Origin of the sequence: Achromobacter sp. NPDC008082, assembly GCF_042957345.1 — a bacterium.
Taxonomy (GTDB): Bacteria; Pseudomonadota; Gammaproteobacteria; order Burkholderiales; family Burkholderiaceae_B; genus Achromobacter; species Achromobacter kerstersii_A.
In genome coordinates, this window is the sequence record NZ_JBIBIB010000003.1 from 859,223 (window position 1) to 874,231 (window position 15,009).

General features: G+C 63.1%; 14 protein-coding genes. 9 read left to right on the forward strand and 5 right to left on the reverse strand.

From position 1 onward, the window contains the following. Positions 1-134: 134 nt before the first annotated feature. Positions 135-1,448, reverse strand: a complete 1,314-nt coding sequence (gene ugpB / locus ACFZAI_RS15990) for a sn-glycerol-3-phosphate ABC transporter substrate-binding protein UgpB (protein WP_391567797.1) — start codon at positions 1,446-1,448, stop codon at positions 135-137. Between the two features lie 194 nt (positions 1,449-1,642). Between ugpB and proC the strand changes: the two genes are divergently transcribed. The 7 genes from proC (at position 1,643) to ACFZAI_RS16025 (ending at position 8,410) form a co-directional block, all read left to right on the forward strand. Next, positions 1,643-2,476, forward strand: a complete 834-nt coding sequence (gene proC, locus ACFZAI_RS15995; protein WP_054421977.1) for a pyrroline-5-carboxylate reductase — start codon at positions 1,643-1,645, stop codon at positions 2,474-2,476. Continuing rightward, complete coding sequence (locus ACFZAI_RS16000) at positions 2,473-3,027, forward strand: queuosine precursor transporter (protein ID WP_391567799.1); 555 nt, start codon at positions 2,473-2,475, stop codon at positions 3,025-3,027. Before proC ends, ACFZAI_RS16000 begins: the two co-directional genes overlap by 4 nt. Positions 3,028-3,478: 451 nt before the next feature. Then, entirely contained in the window at positions 3,479-4,594 is a 1,116-nt protein-coding gene (locus ACFZAI_RS16005; protein WP_391567800.1) for a high-affinity branched-chain amino acid ABC transporter substrate-binding protein, read from the forward strand. 189 nt (positions 4,595-4,783) lie between these two features. After that, positions 4,784-5,710: a high-affinity branched-chain amino acid ABC transporter permease LivH gene (gene livH, locus ACFZAI_RS16010; protein WP_391567801.1), complete on the forward strand. Its 927-nt coding sequence runs from the start codon at positions 4,784-4,786 to the stop codon at positions 5,708-5,710. After that, a complete protein-coding gene (locus ACFZAI_RS16015) occupies positions 5,710-6,945 on the forward strand; it encodes a high-affinity branched-chain amino acid ABC transporter permease LivM (protein ID WP_391567802.1) in 1,236 nt (411 codons plus the stop codon). Before livH ends, ACFZAI_RS16015 begins: the two co-directional genes overlap by 1 nt. Continuing rightward, complete coding sequence (gene livG / locus ACFZAI_RS16020) at positions 6,942-7,709, forward strand: high-affinity branched-chain amino acid ABC transporter ATP-binding protein LivG (protein ID WP_391567803.1); 768 nt, start codon at positions 6,942-6,944, stop codon at positions 7,707-7,709. Before ACFZAI_RS16015 ends, livG begins: the two co-directional genes overlap by 4 nt. Further along, on the forward strand, positions 7,709-8,410 hold the full coding sequence (locus ACFZAI_RS16025; protein ID WP_391567870.1) for an ABC transporter ATP-binding protein: 702 nt from the start codon (positions 7,709-7,711) through the stop codon (positions 8,408-8,410). The genes livG and ACFZAI_RS16025 overlap by 1 nt, the downstream gene beginning before the upstream one ends. Positions 8,411-8,564: 154 nt before the next feature. Here ACFZAI_RS16025 and ACFZAI_RS16030 read toward each other — a convergent pair whose 3' ends face one another. From ACFZAI_RS16030 to ACFZAI_RS16040, 3 genes are read right to left on the reverse strand one after another with little or no spacing between them, the layout of a single operon-like run. Next, positions 8,565-9,308 (reverse strand): aspartate/glutamate racemase family protein, encoded by a 744-nt coding sequence (locus ACFZAI_RS16030; protein ID WP_391567804.1) that lies wholly within the window; start codon positions 9,306-9,308, stop codon positions 8,565-8,567. Position 9,309: 1 nt separating this feature from the next. Continuing rightward, a complete protein-coding gene (locus tag ACFZAI_RS16035) occupies positions 9,310-10,851 on the reverse strand; it encodes an amidohydrolase family protein (protein ID WP_391567805.1) in 1,542 nt (513 codons plus the stop codon). Positions 10,852-10,859: 8 nt separating this feature from the next. Continuing rightward, positions 10,860-11,840: a Bug family tripartite tricarboxylate transporter substrate binding protein gene (locus tag ACFZAI_RS16040; protein WP_391567806.1), complete on the reverse strand. Its 981-nt coding sequence runs from the start codon at positions 11,838-11,840 to the stop codon at positions 10,860-10,862. 120 nt (positions 11,841-11,960) lie between these two features. Between ACFZAI_RS16040 and ACFZAI_RS16045 the strand changes: the two genes are divergently transcribed. Next, the gene (locus tag ACFZAI_RS16045; RefSeq protein WP_391567807.1) at positions 11,961-12,929 is read left to right on the forward strand and encodes a LysR family transcriptional regulator; all 969 of its coding nucleotides are present in this window, start codon (positions 11,961-11,963) and stop codon (positions 12,927-12,929) included. A 134-nt stretch (positions 12,930-13,063) separates the two neighbouring features. On the opposite strand, the gene ACFZAI_RS16050 is transcribed toward ACFZAI_RS16045, so the two are convergent. Next, entirely contained in the window at positions 13,064-13,675 is a 612-nt protein-coding gene (locus tag ACFZAI_RS16050; protein WP_391567808.1) for a glutathione S-transferase family protein, read from the reverse strand. 212 nt (positions 13,676-13,887) lie between these two features. Here ACFZAI_RS16050 and ACFZAI_RS16055 point away from each other — a divergent pair, with 212 nt between their 5' ends. Beyond that, on the forward strand, positions 13,888-15,006 hold the full coding sequence (locus ACFZAI_RS16055; protein ID WP_391567871.1) for a PQQ-dependent sugar dehydrogenase: 1,119 nt from the start codon (positions 13,888-13,890) through the stop codon (positions 15,004-15,006). The last annotated feature ends 3 nt before the right edge of the window (positions 15,007-15,009 follow it).

Genomic DNA, 15,009 nt, shown 5'->3' on the forward strand with positions numbered 1-15,009 from the left:
AAATACGATAGGCTTAAAGCCCTAAAAAAACCAGGGCTTTAAGCCTTGCGCTCGTATCCGGATTGGCCGTTAAGTCCTTGTCATGCTTGAAGATTCACGCTTGACTTGGCCCCATCGGAATCCCGGAAAGGGCGTTACTTTACACTCTTCTCGAACTTTTCCAGCAGCTCGTTACCGCGCTTGACGATGTTCTCGGCGCCGTCCTTGGCTGCAACCTTGCCGGACACGATGCGTTCGATTTCAGCGTCTTCGATTTCACGGATCTGCGGCAGGAAGCCCAGGCGCAGGCCACGCGATTGTGCGGTCGTTTCCACGTTCAGCTGCTTCACACCGACTTCGGTGCCCGGGTTCTTGTCATAGAAGCCGTCTTTCTTCGTCAGCTCGTAGGCAGCCTTGGTGACCGGCACATAGCCCGTCTGCTGGTGCCAGCGTGCGGCGATTTCCGGGCTGGCCAGGAACTTGAAGAACGCGGTCACGCCCTTGTAGGTTTCCGGCTTCTTGTTGGCGAAGACCCACAGCGAAGCGCCGCCGATGATGGTGTTCTGCGGCGCGCCTTGCACGTCAGCGTAGTAGGGCACGGTGGAGGTGCCGAATTCGAACTTGGCGTTCTTGGCGATGTTGGCGCGCAGGCCGGACGAACCGGTGATCATGGCGCACTTGCCGCTGATGAACAGCGAGTTCGGCTCGTCGCCGCGGCCGCCGTACATGAAGATGCCTTCCTTGCCCAGCTTGGCCAGGTTTTCCAGATGGCGCACGTGCAGCGGGGTGTTGATGGCGATGCGCGCGTCCAGGCCGCCGAAGCCGTTGTCCTTGGTGGCGTACGGCACGTTATGCCAGGCCGAGAACGTTTCCAGCTGGACCCACGACGGCCACGACGTCGTGTAGCCGCATTCCTGGCCAGCGGCCTTCAGCTTCTGGCCGGCGGCAGCCAGCTCTTCCCAGGTCTTGGGGGGATTGTCGGCGTCCAGGCCAGCCTTCTTGAAGGCGTCCTTGTTGTAGTAGAAGACAACGGTCGAGCTGTTGAAGGGCATCGACACCAGCTTGCCGTCGGCCGACGAGTAGTAGCCGGCCACGGCGCCAATGAATTCCTTCGGATCGATCGGGTTGCCAACCTCTTCGGACATCTGCTGCACCGGCTTGATGGCGCCCTTGGCGTACATCATGGTGGCGGTGCCCACTTCAAACACCTGGAGGATGTCCGGGGCGTTGCCGGCGCGGAACGCGGCGATGCCGGCGTTCATGGACTCACCGTAGTTGCCCTTGTAGATAGCCTTGACCTGGTAGTCAGGGTTCTTCTTGTTGAACTCGTCGACCAGACCGTTGACGCGGTCGCCCAATGCGCCTTCCATCGAGTGCCAGAACTGGATCTCGGTGGCGGCATGCGCGGAGGCGCCTGCGAAAGCCGTCATGATGGCGGCAAAGGTGATAGCAATACGATGGGATCGCATGGTGAGGTTTCCTCCAGTTGGGCGTGTTGCGACCGGGTTGTCCGGGCACAGAAAACACGACACCTTATGAATTGTTTGTGACAAAACCGTGACTTTCACATCACTCCAAACGCCTGTCAAATTGCGCGTTTTAGGCGCGAACGAACATTTTCTTTTTTTTCCCCAACGAAGCTGACCGTTTACAATGCCCGGCTATGAAAAACGAACTTTCGATTGCGTTCATTGGCGGCGGCAATATGGCGGCCGCCCTGGCCTCCGGTCTGGCTGGCAAAGTATGCCCCGCCGGGAACATCCATGTCATTGACATTAATGAGGATAGCCACGCTGCCTGGCAGGCCCGTGGCATGACCACGGCGGTGGCCCCCGGCGAGGCCCTCGCGCGATGCCGCGTTTGGGTGTTCGCGGTCAAGCCACAGAACATGAAAGATGTTGTGGCTTCTACGCGTCAGTGGTTGCAAGACGACACCTTGGTGGTAAGCGTTGCCGCGGGAATCCGCGCGGACACGCTGGCGGCCTGGCTCGGCACGCCCGAGGCGCCGTTCAACCGTCTGGTGCGCTGCATGCCGAATACGCCGGCATTGGTGGGCGCAGGCATCACCGGCCTTGCCGCGCTGGATGGCGTGGGCGAAGCCGACCGCGAACTGGCCGCGCAATTGCTCGCCAGCGTGGGGCAGGTGGTGTGGGTGGCGGACGACGCCGCGCTGGATGGCGTGACCGCGTTGTCAGGCAGCGGCCCCGCGTACGTGTTCCTGTTCCTGGAAGCGTTGGTGTCGGGCGGCTTGAAGGTGGGGCTGACCGAAGCGCAAGCCAAACAATTGGCGCTGGGCACGCTGGCTGGCGCCACCAAGCTTGCGGCGGAATCGGCCGAACCCTTGTCCGTGCTGCGCGAACGCGTCACGTCCAAGGGCGGCACCACGGCCGCTGCGTTGGCCGCATTTGGCGCCGCCGGGTTTAGCGGCATCGTCGAAGACGCCATGGCCGCCGCGGCCCGGCGTTCGGGCGAGCTGGCAGAGGAATTCGGGAAATGAGCCAGGCAAGCCGGGGCTTTCCGGCCATGAGCCGCACGCAGTTCGGTATTGCCGTGCTGTGCATGCTGCTGGTGGTGGTGGGCTCCAATATTCTGGTGCAGGTGCCGCTGAACGATTGGCTGACCTGGGGCGGGCTGTCGTATCCGGTGGCCTTCCTGGTTACCGACGTGCTGAACCGCCGCTTTGGCCCAGGCGCCGCGCGCCGCGTGGTCTGGTTCGGGTTTGCGGCGGCGCTGGTCGTGTCGTTCTGGGTGGCGTCGCCGCGCATTGCGCTGGCCTCGGGGCTGGCGTATATCTGCGCGCAACTGGTCGATATCCAGGTGTTTGACCGCCTGCGCGACCAGCGCTGGTGGCGCGCGCCGCTGGTGTCGGGTGTGTTGGGCGCCATTCTGGATACGGCGGTGTTCTTCAGCGTGGCCTTTGCCGCAACGGGCGCGCCATGGACAACCTGGCTCCTGGGCGATCTGGCCATCAAGCTTGCGGTCAATATCAGCATGCTGGCGCCATTCCGCGCACTGATGTGGAACCTGGCCAAGCCAGCCAACGCCTGATGGGCTGATCCCACCCCTTCAGCGCGGCATAAAAAGGCGCGTATCGCGGCGGTTCAACCCGCCGGATACGCGCCTTTTTATTAACCCGATAATCATTATTCGTAAGTCCGGCGTAAGCACTGTATTTAAATGCGTATTCGAACGCTGTATTAATGATTTTTCATATATCGCGGCAAGCACAAGTTCTTGGTGGGCGCCAGTTGTTAAATAAGGAGAATTTGCGATTTCTCCAGTGAATTCATGGGCTTGTCGTGGCTATCCGTCACGATTAAAGGTTGGATTGAAAATATTGGGGATTACACGCAGTGACAGTATGGCGGCTTGCTTCCAGAATACCGCCCACACCGTGTTTTTGCCCAAGAAGCCGGCGACGCGCGATACGGATTGCGGGGTACCCACCCGATAAACTGTTTCGATCAGAGCCGCTCAAAACCTCGCTGGAGAACTCCGCATGAAGTTTCTGAATCGCCTTACCCCGGTAGCCATGGCGCTTGGGGCACTTGCCTTGGCTGGCGCCGCGCACGCCGCCGACACGATCAAGATCGGCATTCCCCAGCCCATGACCGGTCCCAACACGCAATACGGTGACCAGATCCAGGCCGGCGCCTTGACTGCCATTGAAACCATCAACGCCAAGGGCGGCGTCAAGGGCAAGAAGCTTGAGCCGATCCTGATCGACGACGGCTGCGAACCCAAGCAGGCCGTGCCGGCCGCCAACCGCGTGGTCAACTCCGGCGCCAAGTTCGCCGTGGCCCATGCGTGCTCGGGCGTGACGGTTGCCGCCGTGAAGGTCTACGAGGAAGAGGGCATTGTTGGCATCACGCCGGGCGCGACGTCGCCGCTGGTGACCGACACGATCAAGCCGCATTACTTCTTCCGTACGATCGGCCGCGATGACCAGCAAGGCCCGTACGCCGCCAACTACATCGCCAAGACGCTGAAGCCGCAAAAGGTTGCCGTGCTGCACGACAAGCAGACCTACGGTTCGGGCGTGGCCACGCAAGTCAAGGACGCGCTGGCCAAGCAGAACGTCAATGTGGCGCTGTTTGAAGGCATCAACGTTGGCGACAGCGACTACTCGGCCATCATTACCAAGCTGAAGTCGGCAGGCGTCGACCTGGTTTATTTCGGTGGCTACCACCCCGAACTCGGCCTGCTGCTGCGCCAGTCGCGTGAACAGGGCCTGAAGGTTCAGTTCATGGGTCCGGAAGGCACGGCCAACCAGGATCTGGTGGCGATTGCCGGCCCGGCCATCGACGGCCTGCTGGTCACGCTGCCGGCTGACTTCACCAAGCTGCCCGGCAACGAAAGCATCGTGAAGGCCTTCAAGGACGCCAAGCGCGATCCGGACGGCGCCTTCCAGATGCCGGCTTACGCCGCAGTGCAAATCCTGGCCGACAGCATCAACGCCGTGGGCGAAGATCCTGCCAAGGTTGCGGACTACATGCACAAGACCACCTTCAACACCGGCATTGGCAAGGTTGAATACGATGCCAAGGGCGATCTGAAGAACTTCGAATTCGCCGTTTACAAATGGGACAAGGACGGCAAGAAGACCCAGCTGTAAACTCGCGATCCCGCCGGCTGGTGCCGGCGTGTAGGGCCTGCTGTCTTCGTTGTGCCGTAATCCGCGTAGCGATGCGCCAAAAGCGCTGTGCGGCCGGCAAGCGGTGATAACAGGCCCTTATAAAATACGCCCAGGTTTCCGGCTCCGGGTCTTACTACCGGGGCCGGAACCATTTGGAGCAAGAGAAATATGTCCGACCTCATACCCCAACTTACCCAGCAATTCTTCAACGGATTGTCCCTGGGCGCGATCTATGCGTTGATTGCCATCGGCTACACAATGGTCTACGGCATCATCGGTATGATCAACTTCGCCCACGGCGAAATCTATATGATCGGCGCCTATGTAGGCCTGGTCACCTTGACGTCCATCGGCACCAATAGCGGTCTGCCGGTGCCGTTCATCATTGCCGCCATGCTGCTTGTGGCCATTACCGTGACCGGCATCTACGGCTTCTCGGTTGAACGCGTGGCGTACCGGCCCGTGCGAGGCAGCCCCCGTCTGGTGGCGCTGATCTCGGCCATTGGGATGTCGATCTTCCTGCAAAACTGGGTGGCCCTGGGCCAAGGCGCGCGCGACATGGCCGTGCCTTCGCTGGTATCTGGCGCCGTGCAGTTCCATATGGGTTCCGACTTCGACGTGACGGTGCCGTATTCGCGCATCATGATCATCGTGGTGACGGTGGTGCTGATGATCGCGCTGACGCTGTTCATCAAGTATTCCCGCATGGGCCGCGCCTCGCGCGCCTGCTCGCAGGACATGCACATGGCCAACCTGCTGGGCATCGACACCAACCGCGTGATCTCGTTCACGTTCGTGATGGGCGCGATTCTGGCGGCGGTGGGCGGCGTGCTGATCGCCATCACCATCGGCAAGCTCAATCCCTTCATCGGCTTTTTGGCCGGCATCAAGGCCTTTACCGCGGCGGTGCTGGGCGGCATCGGCAGCATTCCCGGCGCGATGCTGGGCGGTGTGCTGCTGGGCCTGGCCGAGACCTTCGCGGCCGCCTATATCTCGTCACAGTACAAGGACATCGTGGCGTTCTCGCTGCTGGTCCTGATTCTGCTGTTCCGTCCCACCGGGCTGCTGGGCAAACCTGAGGTGGAAAAAGTCTGATGTCGAAAAACAATATCAAAAACGCCACGATGGCGGCCGTGCTGACGGCAGTCATCGTTACGCCGGTCTTTGGCCTGCAACTGATCCGTCAGGGGGCTCGCACCTCGATGGAATCGCACTGGGGCCTGGTGGCGCTTGCCGCCGCCGTGGTGTTCGTGTTCCAGATGCTGCGCCCCTGGATCGCCATCCCGTTCAAGAAGCTGAAGACGTCGCTTCCGACCTTGCCGTCGGCGCCCGCCAAGAGCCACAAGGGGCTTGCGCTATTGCTGTTGGCGATTGCCGTGGTCTGGCCGTTCTTTGCCGGCCGCAGCTCGGTCGACATCGCGACCCTGGTGCTGATCTACGTGATGCTGGGCCTGGGCCTGAACATCGTGGTGGGTTTCGCGGGTCTGCTGGACTTGGGGTTCGTGGGCTTTTACGCCGTGGGCGCTTACACCTACGCCTTGCTGTATCACTGGGGCGGCTGGAGCTTCTGGGAAGCGTTGCCGTTCTCGGGCGCAATGGCGGCGTTGTTCGGCTTCGTGCTGGGCTTTCCGGTGTTGCGGCTGCGCGGTGACTATCTGGCCATTGTCACGCTGGGTTTCGGTGAAATGATCCGCTTGCTGCTGATCAACCTGAACACGCTGACGGGCGGCCCGGACGGTATTTCCGGCATTCCGAAGCCCACGGTCTTCGGCCTGGAAATGACGCGCCGCGCCAGCACGGAAGGCGGCACGACTTTCCATGAATTCTTCGGCCTGACGTTTCAGAACCAGGACATGGTCATCTATCTGTACATGATGGCGTTGCTGCTGGCGCTGATTACGTTGTTTGTCTCCACGCGCTTGATCCGCATGCCGGTCGGCCGCGCCTGGGAAGCGTTGCGCGAAGATGAAATCGCGTGCCGTTCGCTGGGGTTGAACCCCACGCGCATCAAGCTGTCCGCGTTCACGCTGGGTGCCACGTTCGCCGGTTTCGGCGGCGCGTTCTTCGCGGCCCGTCAAGGCATGGTGAACCCGGAATCCTTCACCTTCATTGAATCCGCGCTGATCCTGGCCATTGTGGTCTTGGGCGGCATGGGCTCGCAGGTGGGCGTGATTCTGGCGGCCATTCTGTTGACGGTGCTGCCTGAGCTGGCGCGCGAGTTCGCCGAGTACCGGATGCTGATGTTCGGTCTGGTGATGGTGTTGATGATGATGTGGCGTCCGCAGGGGTTGTTGCCCATGAAGCGTCCCCACGTGGAGCTGTCTAAATGAGCGAGGCATTGCTGAAAGTATCCGGGCTCACCATGCGGTTCGGCGGCCTGTTGGCCGTGGACAGCGTGGGGTTCGAAGTGAAGTCCGACGAGGTGTTCGCCATCATCGGCCCCAACGGCGCCGGCAAGACCACGGTGTTCAACTGCGTCGGCGGCTTTTACGCGCCGACGGCGGGCGAGATCATCATGGACGGCAAGCCGATCACCGGTTTGCCCAGCCACAAGGTGGCGCGCCATGGGCTGGTGCGCACGTTCCAGAACGTGCGCCTGTTCAAGCAGCTGACCGTGCTGGAAAACCTGTTGGTGGCGCAGCACACGCAAGTGGAATCGCGCTTGCTGCCGGGCTTGTTGAAGTTGAAGGGCTATCGGCAGTCGGAGTCGGAAGCGCTGTCGCGTGCGGCGCAATGGCTGGACTTCATGGGCCTGCGCGAATTCGCCAACCGTGAAGCGGGCAACCTGGCCTACGGCCACCAGCGCCGCCTGGAGATCGCGCGTTGCATGATCACCAAGCCGCGCCTGCTGATGCTGGACGAACCGGCCGCAGGCCTGAACCCCCAGGAAAAGCGCGATCTGCAATCGCTGATTGATCAGCTGCGGCGTGAGTTCGGCGTTGCCGTGCTGCTGATCGAGCACGACATGAGCCTGATCATGGGCATTTCAGATCGTATCCTCGTCATGGAGCACGGCAAGCCCATCACGACCGGCACCCCCGATGCGGTGCGCAACGACGAGCGCGTCATCAAGGCGTACCTGGGGGAGGAATGATGCTTAAGCTGGAAAACATACACACCTATTACGGCGCCATCCAGGCGTTGAACGGCGTGTCGGTGGACGTCAACAAGGGCGAAATCGTCACGCTGATCGGCGCCAACGGCGCGGGCAAGACGACGCTGCTGATGACGGTTTGCGGCAACCCCCGCGCGCGTGAAGGCAAGATCACGTTCGAAGGCGAGGACATCACCAACAAAGACACGCACCACATCATGCGTAATGGCATCGCCATTTCGCCGGAAGGGCGCCGCGTCTTCAAGGACCTGACCGTTGCCGAAAACCTGATGATGGGCGGCTTCTTTTCGAAGCGCTCGGAAATCGAGGCGGGTATCGAACACGTCTACGGATTATTCCCGCGCCTGAAGGAACGCTCCGCGCAACGCGCAGGGCTGATGTCGGGGGGCGAACAACAGATGCTGGCCATCGGCCGCGCGCTGATGACGCGCCCGCGTCTGTTGCTGCTGGATGAACCGACGCTGGGCCTGGCCCCGCTGGTGATTGCGCAGATCTTCGACATCATCCGCGAAATCCGCGAGCAGGGCGTGACGGTGTTCCTGGTAGAGCAGAACGCAAACAAGGCGCTGGGCGTGGCCGACCGCGGGTACGTGCTGGAAAATGGCCGCGTCGTGCTGCAAGACACGGGTGCAAATCTCCTGGTCAACGACCAGGTTCGCAAGGCTTACCTGGGCGGTTGATCCGGGCGGCCAGGCAGCATGCTGGCTACTTCCCCGCGAAGGGAAACTGGGGCGCATCGAAAGATGCGCCTTTTTTTTCGGAAAAGAGGAAGGAAGGAGGGTTGCGCGCGAAGGAGGGCGGGGGGCTTGCCAACCGCGACGCGCGCGTCACGCATTACGCTGCAATCTGCTGCTTCGCGAGATCCGCTTCGTAATGCGCAATAGCGGCACGCGCCAGCGCATCGATAGAGTCCGTCAGCGTCACGCCCAAGCTGGCGCGCAGCGCGTGCGGCACGGCCAGCGGCAGTTCGGTGCAGCCTAGCACCACGGCATCGGCGCCGCGCGCCTTCAGGCGGGCGATGCATTCAGCGGCGGGCGCGAAGGCTTCCTCAAGACGGTTGCCCTTGACGGCGCGGATCGAGCCCATGCAGTAGCGCTCGACTTCATCATCATCGGGCACGATGCACTCGTAGCCTTGCGCTTCCAGATGCTTTTGATACAGGCCCAGTTTCAGCGTCGCCGCCGTGCCCATCAGCCCGATGCGGCCACGGGGCAGGCCCAGGCGGCGCAGGTCGTCGATGACGGCTTGGATGATGTGCAGCACCGGCACGCCGGTGGACGCGGCAATCTCGTCGTACCAAAGATGCGCCGTGTTGCACGGGATGGCGATCAGCTGGGCGCCCGCGTCTTCCAGAAAGCGCACGCCGCCCACCATATACGGCAGCGGGTTTTCGCCGCCGGCCATATAGGCGCTGGACCGGTCGGGAATGCGCGGATCGTTGCGCAGCAGAGTGGGTATGTGTTGCTGGTCAATCGCGGCGGGGGTCAGCGCCGCCAGGCGAAGGGCAAAGGCCGCGCCGGCCATGGGGCCCATTCCGCCCAATACACCCAGGTAGCAGCCCTGGGAAAACGTCTTCACTTTATGAACTCCGAGGTAATGCATCACCGGGCGTCAGAACCTGGCCCGGGCGCTGCGTACTGGTTCGTTCCCCATCCCACACCGGCTTGCCGTTGACCCACACCGCGTGGATGCCTTGGCTTGCCTGAACGGGAGCTGAAAAAGTGGCCACATCTGTCACCGTGGCGGGATCGAACAGCACCAGGTCAGCATGATAACCCTCGCGCAGCAGTCCGCGCTGGGCGATGCCATATTGGTCAGCCGCCAAACCCGTCATCTTGTGGATGGCGGCTTCTAGCGACAACAGCTGTTGTTCCCGCACCATCGTGCGCAGCACGTTGGGGAAGGTGCCCCATTGGCGGGGGTGCGGATGCGGGTCAAAGGGCAGGCCGTCCGAGCCGACCATCGTCAGCGGATGCGCAAAGATCCGGTTGACGTCGGCGGGGTCCATCAGAAAGTAGATGGCGCCAGCGGGGGCCAGACGCGCCACGGCGGCCTCGTCATCCAGGCCCAGCTCCTGCATGACGTCGCTGAATTCCCGGCCCGTCGCTTCGGGGTAGCCCTTGGACCACGTGATCATCGTGCGGCTGGCAAGACGTGCGCGGTCCAGCCGCAGCATGGTGGAGGTGGCCGGGTAGGGGTGGCAGTCCAGGCAGACGGGTTGATTGGCGGCGGCGCGGGTGATCATGTCCAGCGTTTCACGCGTGCGGCCATGATTGCGTTCCCCCGCCAGCTTGTGGTGCGAGAACACGACGCGGCAATTCAGCTCGCGCCCGATCAGCAATGCTTCTTCCATGGCGGGCACGATGTGGTCGGCCTCATCACGCAAGTGCGTGGCGTAGATGGCGCGGCGGTCGACACCGCGGCGGTCGATACCGCGGCGGTCGACACCGCGGCGGTCGGTACCTGGGCGTTCAGCATCGCCCGACGGCTTCAACGGCTGGCACACGTCGATGATTTCATCGGTGGGCGCGGCGCTGGCCGGCGGATAGAACGTGCCGGTGGATACACCGAAGGCGCCGGCGTCCATCGCCTCTTCCAACAGCGCGCGCATGGCGGCGCGTTCGGATGCGCTGGCGGCGCGCGAGGTGTCATCCATGACGGCGACCCGCAGCGTGGTGTGGCCCACCAGCGGAATCACGTTCACCGCGGCGGGCGTTTCGCGCAGCGCGTCCATCCAGGCGCGGAAGGTGCTGAAACGGAACAACTCGGCGGGGCCAAGCAGGTCCAACGGCTGCGGGATGTCGGCGCGTTGCAGCGGCGCCAGGCTGATCCCGCAATTGCCGGTGACCACCGTGGTGATGCCTTGCGACACCTTGGGCAGCATGTCCGGATGCGCCAGCAGGTAGCCGTCATCGTGCGTGTGCGAATCGATGAAGCCCGGCGCCAGCACCTGGCCCCGGCCGTCAATCACCGGCACGCCCGCAGGGTGGGCGAAGCTGCCCACCGCCACGATGCGTTCGCCCAGCACGGCCAGGTCGCCCTGAACGGCCGGCCCGCCCGAACCATCGATAAGCGTGGCGCCCGCCACGATGAAGTCTGCCTGCAAGGTGCGATCCGTCATGAGGCTGCTTAGTCCAGTTTTTCGATGCCGGCGGTTTCGATGATCTTCTGCCACTTGGCGGTTTCACGATCGATCAGCTGCTTGAATTCCTCCGGCGAGCCGGTGGCGGGTTCGGCGCCCAGCGTGGCCAGGCCCGTGCGCACTTCCGGCGCTTGCAAGGCTTTCTGAATAGCCGCGTTCAGCTTGGCCACCACATCGGCCGGCGTGCCCTTGGGGGCGACGACGCCACCCCAAGCCACCGTTTCGTAGCCCTTCAGGCCGGACTCGTCTAGCGTCGGCACGTCAGGCATCAGCGCCAAGCGCTTCAGGCTGCTGACGCCAATGGCGCGCACCTTGCCGCTCTTGACCAAAGGCGTGGCTTCGGACGTGTTAACGAACAGGTAGTCCAGGCGGCCGCCAAGCAAATCCTGGATAGCGGCGGGGCCACCGTTATAGGGGATGAACATGACGTCCACTTTCGCCATGCTCTTGAAGAGCTCGCCGCCCATGTGGCCGGTGGTGCCGACGCCGGATGCGCCGTACGACAGGCGGCCGGGCTGCTGGCGGGCGCGGTCGATCAGGTCTTGCACGCTCTTGACGGGCGAGTCTGCGGGCACGATCAGCGCGTTGTACAGGTCGAACATGTGCGCGACCGGCGTCAGGTCCTGGTCCACGTCGTAAGGCAGGCGCTTGAACAGCGAACGGTTCACGGCCAGCGTGTTGATGTTGCCGTAGCCCACGGTGTAGCCATCGGGGGCGGCGCGCTTGACCAGCGCGATACCGATGTTGCCGGCTGCGCCCGGACGGTTTTCAACCACCATCGTGGCGCCGGTATCCTTGGCCAGTTGCGTGGTGATCAGGCGCGACAGCACGTCGGGCGAACCGCCGGCCGCCGACGGCACCACGAAGGTGATGGGCTTGTCCGGGTAGGCGCCCGCGGCCGAGGCGGCGCCGATCAGCGCGGCGCTGACGGCCAGCGCGGAAAGCGTGCGGAACAATGTGCGTTGCATGGTGGTATTCCCCTTGTTTTGTTGTGTTAAGGGGCGCAGATTACACCCGCCATGCCGCGCTGCATCATCGAAAAATGTGGCACTCCTATAATCCGGCGTTATCGATACAAGGGGAAAAAAATGGATGCGGACGCCTATGCGGACGAGGTGGCGCCAAGCGCGGGGCGGCCGTTGAACCTGCGCCAGATTGAAGTGTTCCGGGCCATCATGATGTCCGGCTCGATCAGTGGCGCCGGGCGCATGTTGCACGTCTCGCAGCCCGCGGTCAGCCGCGTGCTGGCGCTGACGGAAAGCCGCTTGGGCTATCGGCTGTTTGAACGCGTGAAGAGCCGCTTGTCACCCACGGCGGAGGCGCGGCGGCTGTATGCGGAAGTGGAGCAGGTGTATGGCGGCATCCAGCGCGTGAACGATCTGGCGGCAAGCCTGGGGCAATCGGGCGCGGGCATGCTGAAGGTTGTGGCCAGCGCCAGTTATGGGCAGCGGCTGATTCCGATGGCGCTTGAGCGCTTCCGAGGCCGCAATGCGGATGCGCGTGTCGATTACCGCAGCGTCACGTTCGATGAACTGGCGGCGTATTTTTTGTCGGGCCAGGCGGATATCGGCATATCGATGCAGCCGCCCGATCATCCCAACCTGACGTCGGTCCGGCTGGCGCGGGTGCCGGTGGTCTGTGTGCTGCCGGTGACCCATCCGCTGGCGAGCCACGACGTGGTGCATCCCGAGGATTTCTCATCGGCGGCGTGGATCGGCTATCCGCGCGATACGCCATTGGGCCGGGCGCTGACGACGTTCTTTGGCGGCGGCCCGCTGTGTGCGGCGGCCATCGAAGTGCATTCGCCCGTGACGGCGTGCGCGTTTGTGCAGCAGGGCTTGGGCCCGGCGCTGGTGGACGCGTGGTGCGTCACGCCCGATCAGGCCGCGCACATGGTGCTGCGGCCCATCGCGCCTCACGCCAGCGTCGAAGTCTGGGCCACGCATTCCAACCTGAGCGCGCCGCCTTTGCTAGCACGGCGGTTTTTGGCGGCGGTGAAGAAGACGCTGGAAGGGGCGGGGTGGGGGGTGTCAGACGACGTGCCCGAAGACCATTGAGGCTTGCGAGAGCGCCGGCAACATAAGGCCGGCGCGGTCCCGCGTTGGGGTTAAAGCAGGTGGGGCTTAAAGCGCCTGGGGCTTAAGCAACTGGGGCTTTAGCACCGGGGGCATAAAAGCGCGTGCAGGCGCGCTTACAGCCCTTCCGCCTTCAACGCCGCCTGCACCGCCTTGTCGGCTTCCATGCGCTTGAAGAATGCGGCCAGGTTCTCTTGGCCCGACAGATCCACTTCCTTGGCGTGCGCCCAGCGCAGCACCACGTACAGGTAAGCGTCCGCGATCGACGGCGCATCACCCGCCAGATACGGCTTGCCGGCCAGTTGGGCGTCCAGTTGCGAGAACAGCTTGGTCAGCAGCTTGGAGGCCGAACCGGCCAGTTCCTTCTGCGCGCCTTCGTCAGTCACGAATCGGCCAGCGCCGAAGATCATCGAGAAGGTTTTGTGGATGTCGGAATTGATGAAGCCCAGCCAGCGGCGCACTTCCGCGCGCGAGCGGGCGGAGCCGTCGCCCAGCAGTTTGCTCTGCGGCGCTTGTTCGGCGATGTATTCCAGGATGGCGGCGTTTTGCGTGACGGTCCAGCCGTCGTCGGTGAGTGCCGGCACGGCGCCCAGCGGATTCACCTTCAAAAATTCAGGACCCTTGAGGGCTTCGCGGCTAAGCTGATGCGTCTCGTAGGGCTTGCCAACCCACTCCAGAACGATGTGGGAAGCGAGCGAGCACGCGCCGGGCATGTAGTACAGTTTCATCTGATGGAGTCTCCTGAAAGGAAGAACGGGAGGCACCCGTCCTTGGGCGTTATGGTACGCCACCGACGGTGCGTTTCGCGTCACGGACGCGTCACATCTTGCGCCATTTGTTCTGCCGTCCCTGCCCGCATTCAACCCCGTTGCCGCCGGAGATGTCCATGCAGTCACGCACCGCCGCGAGCCCGCGCGCGATTCCCCTTTTTGTTTCCTCGATGCTGATGGTGGCGGGTGCGTTATATGCCGCCGCGCCTGCGCGCGCCGCGCAGGAACCGCCGTCGGTCGCCGCGCGCGTCACGGCCGTGGTGGGCGGATTGGATCATCCTTGGGCGATGGCGTTTCTGCCCGATGGTGGCGTATTGATCACTGAACGGCCCGGTAAGTTGCGCTTGCTGCGCACGCCAGGCGGCTTGTCCAAGCCGCTGACGGGCGTGCCCAAGGTGGCGGCGTCGGGGCAGGGCGGATTGCTGGACGTGGCGCTGTCGCCCGACTTCGCGACGGATCGCTACGTTTATCTGTCTTACGCGGAATCGGATGGTGATAAAAGCGGCACGGTGGTCGGCCGGGGACGCTTGTCGGATGACGCGACCGGCCTGCAAGACTTCAAGGTGTTGTTCCGCCAGGAACCCAAGCTGTCTTCCGGGCTGCACTTCGGATCGCGCCTGGTGTTCGACGGCAAGGGCTATCTGTTCATCTCGCTGGGCGAAAACAACCAGCGTCCCACGGCGCAAGACCTGGACAAGCTGCAAGGCAAGGTGGTGCGGCTGAAGGTAGATGGCTCGGTGCCGCCGGACAATCCTTTCGTGGGCAAGGCAGGCGCCCGGCCCGAGATCTGGTCGTATGGGCACCGCAATCCGCAAGGCATGGCGCTGAACCCGTGGTCGGGCGACTTGTGGGAAAACGAGCACGGCCCGCGCGGCGGCGATGAGATCAATCTGATCCAGCCGGGCAAGAACTATGGCTGGCCGCTGGCCACCTACGGCATCAACTATTCCGGCCAGCCCATTCCTGAAGCCAAGGGCGAAACCGCGCCTGGCACCGAGCAACCGCTGTTCTGGTGGGCGAAGTCGCCCGCCATCAGCGGCATGGCTTTCTACAACGCGGATCGGTTTCCGGCCTGGCAGAAATCGGTGTTCATTGGCGCACTGGCCAATCAGAACCTGATCCGCCTGACGCTGGACGGCAACCGTGTGGTGGGGCAGGAGTGGTTGCTGGTGGACCGCAAGAGCCGGATACGCGACGTGCGGCAAGGGCCGGACGGGTACGTGTATGTGTTGACCGACGCATCGCCTGGACAATTGCTGCGGGTGGCGCCGGCCGAATCAGGGGGGTAAGCG